This window comes from Pseudomonas sp. CFBP13509, assembly GCF_005233485.1.
GTDB classification, from domain to species: Bacteria; Pseudomonadota; Gammaproteobacteria; order Pseudomonadales; family Pseudomonadaceae; genus Aquipseudomonas; species Aquipseudomonas marginalis.
The window spans coordinates 445,696-455,970 of the sequence record NZ_QGAA01000003.1 but is presented as its reverse complement, the minus strand read 5'-3'; the positions used below and the strand labels follow the sequence as shown (position 1 = coordinate 455,970).

Sequence of the window (10,275 nt, the reverse complement as noted above, 5' to 3'; positions counted from 1 at the left end):
TACAGCGTTACACGCTGCTGTCAACACCTCTTTTTCTCCGCTTTCGACCGAGAAGATCGAATCGTTAATAGCGTCAAACAACATGACTCTATCAGCTCCTTCTGGGCTTCGATGAACTGAAGCAATCCGCTGCCTTATTCTGCATAACTCTTTGTTTACCAAGGAGTTTTGCGTTTCGACTGCGCCGGAAGTGGGGCAAATTATAGACTCCCAGGATCTGCCGTCAACACTTAATTTAGTTTTCCTATCAATTTGCCGAAGTTGATTAAAAAACCACCAAAACGCCCTCTATATAGAAGAGCGCCCCTAGATAACTCCCGCTTCTTTTAAAGCCTTCACATTCGCCGAGCCCAACCCCAACACATCCTGCAGCACCTGAGCCGTATGCTGCCCCAACAAAGGAGGCGCAGTACGGTACTCCACAGGCGTCTTGGATAACCGAATCGGACTGGCCACCAGCGGCACCATCCCCGCCAACGCATGCGGCAGCTGTATCGCCAGCCCTCGTGCCTTTACCTGAGGATCGGCAAACACCTGGGCTAGGTCATTGATCGGCCCACAAGGCACACCAACCCGCTCCAGTTGTGACACCCACTCAGCCGTAGTCTTGAAGACCGTAACCTGGCGAATCAATGGAATCAGCTCAGCGCGGTTGGCTACCCGCACCTTATTAGTAGAGAACCGCGGATCATCCGCCCACTGCGGCTGCCCAGCCACTTCGGCGAACTTGCGAAATTGCCCGTCATTACCCACGGTCAGTATGAAATCGCCATCGGCCGTAGGAAAATCCTGATAAGGCACGATATTCGGATGAGCATTACCCAGTCGTTTTGGCGCCGCTCCCGTGGCCAGGTAGTTCATCGCCTGGTTAGCCAGACAAGCCACCTGCACATCAAGCAATGCCATATCGATATGCTGCCCACCACCGTCATGATCCCGATGCGCCAGCGCAGCAAGGATCGCCACCGTCGAGTAGAGCCCAGTGAGAATGTCAGTCAACGCCACCCCCACCTTCACCGGCCCGGCCCCCTCATCGCCTTCCGGCCGACCGGTAAGACTCATCAGCCCACCCAACCCCTGGATCATGAAGTCATACCCCGCGCGAGCGGCATACGGCCCCGTCTGACCGAAGCCAGTGATCGAGCAGTAGATCAACTCCGGATTCACCTTCTTGAGCGAATCGTAGTCCAGCCCATACGCCGCCAGGCCACCCACCTTGAAGTTCTCGATCAAGATGTCGGACTTGGCAGCCAGATCTCGCACCAGCCGCTGTCCCTCCGGCCGCGTGAAGTCGATCGTCACCGACTCTTTGTTGCGATTAGCCGACAAGTAGTACGCCGCCTCACTCGTGTTCTCGCCATCAGCGTCTTTAAGGAAGGGCGGCCCCCAGGCGCGCGTATCGTCACCGCTACCAGGTCGCTCGACCTTGATCACCTCAGCCCCAAGGTCCGCAAGGATCTGCCCGGACCAGGGGCCTGCCAACACTCGCGATAAATCCAATACCCGCAGATGCGAAAGCGCGCCCATGCCGTTCTCCTATTAATAGAACGCCTGAATACCGGTTTGCGCGCGCCCCAGAATCAGGGCGTGCACGTCATGGGTACCCTCATAGGTGTTAACCACCTCAAGATTCACCAGATGACGCGCCACCCCGAACTCGTCGGAGATACCGTTGCCACCCAACATGTCCCGCGCCATACGCGCGATGTCCAGGGACTTGCCGCATGAGTTGCGCTTCATGATCGATGTGATTTCAACCGCAGCCGTTCCCTCTTCCTTCATACGCCCCAGGCGCAGGCAGCCTTGCAGCGCCAGGGTGATTTCGGTCTGCATATCGGCCAGCTTCTTCTGAATCAATTGAGTTGCTGCCAATGGACGGCCGAACTGATGGCGATCCAGGGTGTACTGGCGTGCGGTGTGCCAACAGAACTCGGCAGCACCCAAAGCCCCCCAGGAGATGCCATAACGCGCCGAGTTGAGGCAGGTAAAAGGGCCCTTCAAGCCGCGCACATCCGGGAAAATGTTCTCTTCCGGCACAAACACGTTATCCATCACGATCTCACCGGTGATGGAGGCGCGCAGGCCGACCTTGCCGTGAATCGCCGGCGCACTCAGGCCTTTCCAGCCTTTCTCCAGAACAAACCCACGAATATCGCCAGCGTCGTCCTTGGCCCACACCACAAACACGTCCGCAATCGGGCTATTGGTGATCCACATTTTTGCGCCGGTAAGGCTGTAGCCGCCATCCACTTTGCGCGCACGAGTGATCATCGCGCCAGGATCGGAGCCGTGGTCAGGCTCGGTCAAACCAAAACAACCAATCCATTCGCCAGAGGCCAATTTCGGCAAGTACTTCTGCTTTTGCGCTTCGGTGCCGAACTCATTGATAGGCACCATCACCAGTGACGACTGCACACTCATCATCGAGCGATAACCGGAGTCGACGCGCTCAACCTCACGCGCAATCAGGCCGTAGCTGACGTAACTCAAACCACTGCCCCCGTACTGCTCAGGAATCATCGCCCCCAGCAAACCGGTCTCACCCATTTCACGGAAAATCGCCGGGTCGGTCTTTTCATGGCGAAAGGCTTCGAGCACACGCGGCGCCAGCTTGTCCTGGGCGAATTGCTCAGCACTGTCGCGCACCATGCGCTCCTCTTCGGTGAGCTGTTGATCCAGCAGCAGTGGATCGATCCAGTTGAAGCTTGCCTTGCCAGCCATGAATGAGTCCTCGCAAAGAAAATCAGAATTCGTGCATGGAGCCTAGGCCGGGCAGGCAGGGAGAGCAAACGAGGTTTTTGCATAGGCTTGTGCTAATTTCTCACTCCGTAACGCCTACAAGCGGCGCAGCTGCACTTTTTATGTGAGGACAAGGTATATGCGCAGAAAAATTCCCAGCACCACCGCCCTTGTCAGTTTTGAAGCGGCAGCCCGCCACGAGAGCTTTACCAAGGCGGCGCATGAGCTTTCCATCACCCAAGGCGCCATTTGCCGACAGATCGCCAGCCTGGAAGAGTTTTTAAGTGTCGAGCTGTTTCGGCGCTCACGGCGCGGGGTAAAGCTGACGGAGGCGGGACTTTCATACAGCCGTCGCGTGGCCACCCAGTTGGACGCCGTGGAGCGCGATACCCTGTCCGTCATGGGGCAGCAAGGCGCAAACACCATTGAGCTGGCCGTAGTACCCACGTTTGGTACGCAATGGTTGATCCCTCGCCTCAAGGACTTTCAACGAGAGCATCCAGAAGTGACGGTAAACCTGACTAACCGCACGCGTCCTTTTCTATTTGCGGATACGGAATTCGACGCAGCAATTTACTTCGGCGACGCAGATTGGTCCGGTACCGAATCCCACAGGCTCATGGGAGAAAATCCTGTCCCCGTGTGCAGCCCGCGACTATTGGGCGAACTTGAGCGATTCACCCCCCAGGAGATTGCAGAACTGCCATTGCTGCAGCAGACCACCCGCCCTTACGCCTGGCGCCAATGGTTCAACGCCCAGCAACTGAACGTGCCCCGCGACATGACAGGCCCACGTTACGAGCTATTCTCGATGTTGTCTCAAGCCGCCATGCATGACATGGGTATTGCACTGATCCCGCCATTCCTTATCCAGCGAGAACTGGATGAGCATCGACTGGTGATCGCAAGCCCGCAGGCGCTGACCAGTTCGAAGGCTTATTACCTGATGATTCCTGACAGAAAAGTCGAATCCGCCTCACTGCATGCGTTCAGAGACTGGTTGATAGACCAATCGCAGCGCTACAGCCCCAGCATTTAAAGGACAAGCCTCACATACTGACTTTGTAGTCAGCTAAATCACAAGCCTACAGATGTACGTATATGTCGCATTTAAGCAGACTGTACCTGTCAGCCTGAAACAAGGCTTAAAGCCATGATTTTCGTGGCTTGTAGCGACTCCTATCAGCCAATGCCCGACTATTCACATCAACGATGGAAAAAAACACACGAATCAGCTGAAGCCCTTTAAACACCTGTATTTAAAGAGGTTATTTCAGACCGTTGCGACAATCAGTCACAGGGTGACTTGTAGTTAATTTTTCGTCACCCGTCATAATCCCTTGAAGGCCGTAAAGTTCGCCTGCAAAATGCCGCGCCCCGCTGTCATTTCAGCGGGATCGTGCTGATCGGCCGCCCCAGCTGCGCCACTCGCGGTGCACTGGCCTTTTTACAAAAAGATCAAAAGCAAAAAGATCATGCAGGAGATTTGACGTGCACATTGGTGTTCCTCTCGAAACCCAGACCGGTGAAACGCGGGTGGCTGCCACCCCGGAAACCATCAAGAAGCTGATCGGCCAGGGCCATAAGGTCACTGTTCAAAGCGGCGCAGGCCTCAAGGCCAGCATCGTCGACAGTGCCTATGAAGCGGCAGGCGCGACCATTGGCAGTGCCGGCGATGCGTTTGGCGCCGAGCTGATTCTCAAGGTGGTCGCCCCCAGCGACAGCGAACTGGCGCTGATCAAAAGCGGCACCGCGTTGGTGGGCATGCTCAATCCGTTCAGCAACGAAACCATTGCCAAGCTGGCCGAGCAAGGCATCACTGCCTTTGCGCTGGAAGCTGCGCCACGTAACTCGCGGGCCCAGAGCCTCGACGTGCTGTCTTCCCAGGCCAACATCGCCGGCTATAAAGCCGTGTTGCTGGCCGCCCATCATTACCCGCGCTTCATGCCGATGCTCATGACCGCCGCCGGTACGGTCAAAGCCGCGCGCGTGCTGATCCTCGGCGCCGGTGTTGCAGGCCTTCAAGCCATCGCCACGGCGAAACGCCTGGGCGCGGTGATCGAAGCATCCGACGTGCGTCCTGCGGTAAAAGAGCAGATCGAATCCCTTGGCGCCAAGTTCGTCGACGTCCCCTACGAAACCGACGAAGAACGTGAATGCGCCGTCGGTGTCGGCGGCTACGCGCGCCCGATGCCCAGCAGCTGGATGCAACGCCAGGCCCTGGCCGTGCACGAACGCGCCAAGCAGGCCGACATCGTCATCACCACCGCCCTGATCCCCGGCCGCAAGGCGCCGACGCTGCTCAGCGCCGACACCGTCGCGCAGATGAAGCCCGGCTCGGTGGTCATCGACCTCGCTGCCGCCCAGGGCGGCAATTGCCCGCTGACCGTCGCCGACCAGGTGGTGGTGGAGAACGGCGTAATCATCTGCGGCCCGACCAACCTCGCCGGCGCCGTCGCCGCCGATGCGTCGGCCTTGTATGCGCGCAACCTGCTGGACTTCCTGAAACTGGTCTTCAACAAGGAAGGGCAGTTTGAAATCAACCTCGAAGACGACATCGTCGCCGCGTGCCTCATGTGCCGCGACGGCCAAGTCATCCGCAAAAACGCCTAAGCAGGGATTCAGACGATGGAAGAGCTTATCTCCCCCGGTATCTACAACCTGATCATCTTTGTGCTGGCGATTTATGTCGGTTACCACGTGGTCTGGAACGTAACGCCCGCACTGCACACACCGTTGATGGCAGTGACGAACGCCATTTCAGCGATTGTGATTGTCGGCGCCATGCTCGCTGCAGCGCTGACCGTTACGCCACTGGGCAAGACCATGGGCACCCTGGCTGTGGCCCTCGCGGCCGTGAACGTGTTCGGCGGTTTCCTGGTAACTCGCAGGATGCTGGAGATGTTCAAGAAGAAAGCCCCGAAAGTAAAAGAAGAGGCGCCGAAGTAATGAGCATGAATCTGGTGACGACGCTGTACCTGATCGCGTCGATCTGCTTTATCCAGGCCCTCAAAGGCCTGTCGCATCCCACTACGTCGCGACGCGGCAATCTGTTCGGCATGCTCGGCATGGCGCTGGCGGTACTCACGACCGTAGGCCTCATCTATAAGCTCGGCGCTGAGCTGGCCACCGCCGGTATCGGCTACGTGATCGTCGGCCTGCTGGTCGGCGGCACCGCCGGCTCGATCATGGCCAAGCGCGTAGAAATGACCAAGATGCCCGAACTGGTCGCCTTCATGCACAGCATGATCGGCCTGGCCGCGGTGTTTATCGCGATTGCCGCCGTGGTCGAGCCGCAGTCCCTGGGCATCGTCAAACACCTGGGCGATGCGATCCCGGCGGGCAACCGCCTGGAGCTGTTCCTCGGCGCGGCCATCGGGGCGATTACCTTCTCCGGTTCGGTGATCGCGTTCGGCAAGCTGTCGGGCAAGTACAAGTTCCGCCTGTTCCAAGGCGCACCGGTACAGTTTGGCGGCCAGCACAAGATCAACCTGGTGCTCGGCCTTGCAACCCTGGGCCTGGGGCTGGCGTTCATGTTCACCGGCAACCTCACCGCCTTTGCGCTGATGCTGGCATTGGCGTTCGTGCTCGGCGTGCTGATCATCATCCCGATTGGCGGCGCCGATATGCCGGTTGTTGTGTCGATGCTCAACAGCTACTCCGGCTGGGCCGCGGCGGGCATCGGCTTCTCGCTGAACAACTCGATGCTGATCATTGCCGGTTCGCTGGTGGGTTCAAGCGGTGCGATCCTGTCGTACATCATGTGCAAGGCGATGAACCGCTCCTTCTTTAATGTACTGCTCGGCGGTTTCGGCAATGCGCCGGATGCCGGTGCTGCAGCGGGTTCTAAAGAAGCACGCCCGGTGAAGTCCGGTTCGGCCGACGACGCCACCTTCCTGCTGACCAACGCCGACACCGTGATCATCGTTCCAGGCTATGGCCTGGCAGTGGCACGGGCACAGCATGCCCTGAAGGAACTGACCGAAAAGCTGACGCACCGTGGCGTGACCGTGAAATACGCGATCCACCCGGTGGCCGGCCGTATGCCTGGGCATATGAACGTCCTGCTGGCCGAGGCGGAAGTGCCTTACGACCAGGTGTTCGAGATGGAGGATATCAACTCCGAATTCGGCCAGGCTGACGTGGTGCTGGTGCTGGGCGCGAACGACGTGGTCAACCCGGCCGCCAAGAACGACCCCAACTCGCCGATTGCCGGCATGCCGATCCTGGAGGCGTTCAAGGCCAAGACCATCATCGTCAACAAGCGTTCGATGGCCAGTGGTTATGCCGGGCTGGATAACGAACTGTTCTACCTGGACAAGACCATGATGGTCTTCGGTGATGCCAAGAAGGTCATCGAAGATATGGTCAAGGCCGTCGAGTAACACTGCGCCAGAGCAATACCCGAAACCCTGGCCTCCAGTAGGCTGGGGTTTTTTATTACCCCATGAAACCCGACCAAAGGCTCTAAATCGCTGCCCCGCATTCGACCATGGTAGCGGGCCGAAACTTTTTGAAATCACTACACTGCCCACCTTGCTTCCGTAGCCTGAGATAACAATTCATGTACCGTGATCGTATCCGCTTGCCTTCGTTGTTGAACAAGGTCATGAGCGCGGCAGACGCCGCCGCACTGATCGAGGACGGCATGACCGTCGGCATGAGCGGCTTCACCCGTGCCGGTGAAGCCAAGGCCGTCCCCCACGCCCTGGCCGAACGCGCCAAGACGTCCCCGCTGAAAATCACCCTGATGACCGGCGCCAGCCTGGGTAACGACTTGGACAAGCAATTGACCGAAGCCGGCGTGCTGTCCCGACGCATGCCGTTCCAGGTCGATAGCACGTTGCGCAAGGCGATCAACGCCGGCGAAGTGATGTTTATCGATCAGCACCTGTCGGAAACCGTCGAGCAACTGCGCAACAACCAGCTCAAGCTGCCGGACATTGCCGTCATCGAGGCCGTTGCGATCACCGAACAAGGCCATATCGTGCCCACCACGTCCGTGGGTAACTCCGCAAGCTTCGCGATTTTCGCCAAGCAAGTGATCGTCGAGATCAACCTGGCACACAACCCGAATCTGGAAGGGCTGCACGACATCTATATCCCGACCTACCGGCCAACCCGTACGCCGATCCCGCTGGTAAAGGTCGACGACCGCATCGGCAGCACCGCGATCCCGATCCCGCCGGAGAAGATCGTCGCCATCGTGATCACCAATCAGGCCGACTCAGCCTCCACCGTGACACCACCCGACAGCGACACCCAGGGCATCGCCAACCACCTGATCAACTTCCTCAAGCAGGAAGTGGACGCCGGGCGCATGACCAACAAGCTTGGCCCGCTGCAGGCCGGGATCGGCAACATTGCCAACGCAGTGATGTGCGGCCTGATCGATTCGCCGTTCGAAGACCTGACCATGTATTCGGAAGTGTTGCAGGACTCGACGTTCGACCTGATCGACGCCGGCAAACTGAGCTTTGCCTCGGGCAGCTCGATCACCCTGTCGGAGCGGCGCAATGCCGACGTGTTCGGCAACCTGGAGCACTACAAAGACAAGCTGGTGCTGCGCCCGCAGGAAATTTCCAATCACCCTGAAGTAGTGCGGCGCCTGGGCATTATCGGCATCAACACGGCGCTGGAGTTCGACATCTACGGCAACGTCAACTCCACCCACATCTGCGGTACGCGGATGATGAACGGCATCGGCGGTTCCGGCGACTTTGCGCGCAACGCGCACCTGGCGATCTTCGTCACCAAGTCGATTGCCAAGGGCGGCGCGATTTCCAGCGTGGTGCCGATGGTCAGCCATGTGGACCACACTGAGCATGACGTCGATATCCTGGTCACCGAAATAGGCCTCGCCGACTTGCGGGGCCTGGCGCCGCGGGAGCGGGCCCGGGTGATCATCGACAACTGTGTGCATCCGGCATACCGCGATGCGCTGAACAGTTACTTCAACACAGCCTGCGCCATCGGCGGACACACGCCACACATCCTGCGCGAAGCACTGAGTTGGCACATTAACCTGGAAGAAACCGGGCATATGCTCAAGGCTTGATTGATACAGATTCGAGCTGACGCAAACACAGTTTCGTCAGCTCGATGCCACAACCCTCGATTCTTGAAAAAACTGTACTGCTGTACCGGTCATTTCCTACCGAAAATTCCCACACCCACATCATAAAATGCCTATTTCGCACTATTTCAGTGCGGACAGGTACAGTTGCCCCATTTCCGTACAGTACAGCGCCTATAAACAGTTAACTGGCCCCTCACAATACAGGTGAACTGTATCTAGAGAGTCTTGCGCCGGAAGAGGATCATTGGCATCAGTTAAACCACTACCTAATCCCGCCACAAGCGGAAGGATGTCATCATGGAACGTACACTCAGTTCCGAACTGTTCTTCGAAGAAAAAGCTGTAAACACCCAGGCTTCCCTGCCTTTGCGCGTTCTCGCCAACCTGATGTTGTGGCAGCGCCGCATCTCCAGCCGCCATCAACTGGCTCGTCTGGATTCGCGTCTGCTGGCTGATGCCGGTATCAGCGAAGCTCAACGCTACGAAGAGCTGAGCAAGCCGTTCTGGCGTTAATTGACGCCCGCTGGCCCTGACCCACCGGGTCCACAGCCAGCACTGATTTGTCAAAACAAAGCCCGCCCCGGGAGACCGGAGGCGGGCTTTGTTGTTTCGGGGCCAGCCTTGTTCCAGGCCAAACAGTAGCCATTCATCTCAACCAGTACAGTTCAAAAAATATAACAGTTAAGCAGTACAATTAAGCATTGGTGTATCTGTAACGGTCAACGCAACTCGCCCACCATGGTGTTCCAGGACCTCACGGAAGGCGCTCACCATGGACACCCAACCCTCTCTCTATAAACGGCTGTTACACAGGACAGCTTCCACGCTGGCCAAATGGCTCCGCCACGCCTACGAACGCCGCCAACTGGCGCAACTCGATCTTCGAGAACTCTCCGATGTCGGCATCAGCCCGGGAGACCGAATGGCCGAGCTGTCCAAGCCGTTCTGGCGAGACTAGGCAGTCAAGAAGCTTTCCGAACGGATAAACAGCGGCTTAATATCCATGCACAACGTGGCGAACCGTTTAGAACAGGCGTCTGATCCCCAATGGCTGCCCTGCGCCACCTTATTCGTTCACCTACAGGAGTCACCCCATGTCCCGTATTCGCCTGCTGAGTGCTGCTGCCCTGCTGGCCCTGGCCACCAACGCCAGCGCATCCAGCTTCATCGTGACCACCGACTCCATCGTCGGCGCACTGAAGGCTACTTCCGACGCCACCTCCGATGCCACTTCGTCACTGCGGGATAACAAGGTCGTGCGCGCCGCCCGTGACGACGCAGCCAGCTTCGTCGCAAGCGAAGGCGCCATTCGTGGTGTGAAGCTGGAAAGCGCCCTGGCCCAGATCCGCCAACACGCGCCGCAACTGAACACCGCGACTGACGCACAACTGGCCCAAGCCATCCTGGCTATTTGAGTGGGCTGACAAAGGGAGCGCCCGTCGCTCCCCGATGCCGAC

Annotated in this window: 10 protein-coding genes; 8 read left to right on the top strand and 2 right to left on the bottom strand. The window is 58.2% G+C overall.

Annotated features, from left to right (window positions below; translation table 11 throughout):
* Positions 1-306: 306 nt before the first annotated feature.
* Positions 307-1,527, bottom strand: a complete 1,221-nt coding sequence (locus PspCFBP13509_RS07945) for a CaiB/BaiF CoA transferase family protein (RefSeq protein ID WP_065926878.1) — start codon at positions 1,525-1,527, stop codon at positions 307-309.
* A 12-nt stretch (positions 1,528-1,539) separates the two neighbouring features.
* Complete coding sequence (locus PspCFBP13509_RS07940; protein ID WP_065946476.1) at positions 1,540-2,721, bottom strand: acyl-CoA dehydrogenase; 1,182 nt, start codon at positions 2,719-2,721, stop codon at positions 1,540-1,542.
* Positions 2,722-2,878: 157 nt separating this feature from the next.
* On the opposite strand from PspCFBP13509_RS07940, the gene PspCFBP13509_RS07935 reads away from it, so the two are divergent.
* From PspCFBP13509_RS07935 to PspCFBP13509_RS07900, 8 genes are all read left to right on the top strand, one after another.
* Positions 2,879-3,778 carry a LysR family transcriptional regulator gene (locus tag PspCFBP13509_RS07935; RefSeq protein ID WP_065926876.1) on the top strand — a complete coding sequence of 300 codons (900 nt, stop codon included), beginning with the start codon at positions 2,879-2,881 and terminating at the stop codon, positions 3,776-3,778.
* A gap of 452 nt (positions 3,779-4,230) precedes the next feature.
* On the top strand, positions 4,231-5,352 hold the full coding sequence (locus PspCFBP13509_RS07930; RefSeq protein ID WP_137211773.1) for a Re/Si-specific NAD(P)(+) transhydrogenase subunit alpha: 1,122 nt from the start codon (positions 4,231-4,233) through the stop codon (positions 5,350-5,352).
* A gap of 15 nt (positions 5,353-5,367) precedes the next feature.
* Positions 5,368-5,688, top strand: coding sequence for an NAD(P) transhydrogenase subunit alpha (locus PspCFBP13509_RS07925; RefSeq protein ID WP_003187417.1), 321 nt, complete (start codon positions 5,368-5,370; stop codon positions 5,686-5,688).
* Complete coding sequence (locus PspCFBP13509_RS07920; protein ID WP_027608003.1) at positions 5,688-7,124, top strand: NAD(P)(+) transhydrogenase (Re/Si-specific) subunit beta; 1,437 nt, start codon at positions 5,688-5,690, stop codon at positions 7,122-7,124. Before PspCFBP13509_RS07925 ends, PspCFBP13509_RS07920 begins: the two co-directional genes overlap by 1 nt.
* 179 nt (positions 7,125-7,303) lie before the next feature.
* Positions 7,304-8,797: an acetyl-CoA hydrolase/transferase family protein gene (locus PspCFBP13509_RS07915; protein ID WP_065926874.1), complete on the top strand. Its 1,494-nt coding sequence runs from the start codon at positions 7,304-7,306 to the stop codon at positions 8,795-8,797.
* Positions 8,798-9,115: 318 nt separating this feature from the next.
* A complete protein-coding gene (locus PspCFBP13509_RS07910) occupies positions 9,116-9,331 on the top strand; it encodes a DUF1127 domain-containing protein (protein ID WP_003187413.1) in 216 nt (71 codons plus the stop codon).
* Between the two features lie 259 nt (positions 9,332-9,590).
* Entirely contained in the window at positions 9,591-9,776 is a 186-nt protein-coding gene (locus tag PspCFBP13509_RS07905; RefSeq protein ID WP_027608005.1) for a DUF1127 domain-containing protein, read from the top strand.
* Between the two features lie 136 nt (positions 9,777-9,912).
* Positions 9,913-10,233 carry a DUF2388 domain-containing protein gene (locus PspCFBP13509_RS07900; RefSeq protein WP_137211772.1) on the top strand — a complete coding sequence of 107 codons (321 nt, stop codon included), beginning with the start codon at positions 9,913-9,915 and terminating at the stop codon, positions 10,231-10,233.
* The last annotated feature ends 42 nt before the right edge of the window (positions 10,234-10,275 follow it).